This window comes from Pseudomonas sp. 05T35 (genome assembly GCF_056396605.1).
Window position 1 is genome coordinate 1 of record NZ_JBFTLU010000764.1, and the last position, 1,108, is coordinate 1,108.

Sequence of the window (1,108 nt, forward strand, 5' to 3'; positions counted from 1 at the left end):
TTTCCCTGTGGGAGCGAGCCTGCTCGCGATGAGGTCAGACGCATCAACGCTGAATCAATGGGCTTCGTTGAGAATCAAACTGCGGTAATGCCCCGGATTGGACCCCGACCACTTGCGGAACGCCTTGTAGAACGAACTGGCATCGGCAAACCCCAGCCGCGTGGCGATCTCGGCGAAGCTGATCGAAGGCTCGGCCAGCCAGACAATCGCCAGCTCCTTGCGCACGCTGTCCTTCAAGCCTTGATAGGTTTGCCCTTCTTCTGCCAAGCGTCGACGCAGTGTCGAAGCGGACATGCACAGGCGCTGCGCCAGGCTGTCGGTTTCCGGCCACTGTTCGGCGGGCAGTTGCCGCAAATCATGTTTGATCCGGCTGGCGAGGCTTTGCGGGTCGCGATACTTGACCAGGATATTGGCCGGCGCATGGGCCAGAAAGCGCTTGAGCTCGTCCCTACTGCGCTTGATCGGCAGGTCCAGGCAATCAGCCGAGAAAATCATCCGGGTGCGCGGTCGGTCGAAGCGCAGGTTCTCGGAGAACATCACCTTGTAGTCATCGCAGAAGTCCGGTTCCGCGCAGCGCAGTTCGATGGCCAGAATCGGTATCCGCCGCCCCGCCAGCCAGCAGGCTACGCCGTGGACGATCATCCAGTAGGTGAAATAAGTGAAGGCGCGACGCGGTTCCTGGTCGTCTTCGAGCAGGACGATTTCCGCCAGGCTTTGCTGATGAACCAGCTGCGCCGGCATGCGCTCCAGCATCAACGACAGAAACCCCAGCCCGGCGGTCAACCCGGCTGCCAACGTCGGCTGGGCCATGGCGCAACGACAGAGAAATTCCAGGCTGCCGGATTTCAACCGGCGCGGGTCCATGCCAAAGAACTCATCGTCCATGCGCCGCGCCAACAGTCGCCACAGCCGTGCGTAGGCCGTGGCCGGAACACGCGCATCAGCCACGCTGAGCAAGCGCGGTTCAATCCCGACCTTGAGCAAGACTTCAATGCTGACCGCGCTCGACTCGCAGCTTTGCAGCAGTGCTTCGCGCACCAGATGAATGGATATGGTGTCTTTTTCCGACATCGAACGTGGTGAACCCTGTTTTTGTTGGTCGGCCATC

Annotated in this window: 1 protein-coding gene; it reads right to left on the minus strand. The window is 60.6% G+C overall.

Annotated features, from left to right (window positions below; all coding sequences use genetic code 11):
- Nucleotides 1-54: 54 nt before the first annotated feature.
- Nucleotides 55-1,071 carry an AraC family transcriptional regulator gene (locus tag AC1DH9_RS29640; protein ID WP_427540237.1) on the minus strand — a complete coding sequence of 339 codons (1,017 nt, stop codon included), beginning with the start codon at nt 1,069-1,071 and terminating at the stop codon, nt 55-57.
- Between the last annotated feature and the right edge of the window lie 37 nt (nt 1,072-1,108).

What these genes read in the sequence shown, in the direction of transcription:
- AC1DH9_RS29640 (WP_427540237.1), bottom strand. Translation starts at nt 1,071, where the DNA reads ATGTCGGAAAAAGACACCATATCCATTCATCTGGTGCGCGAAGCACTG.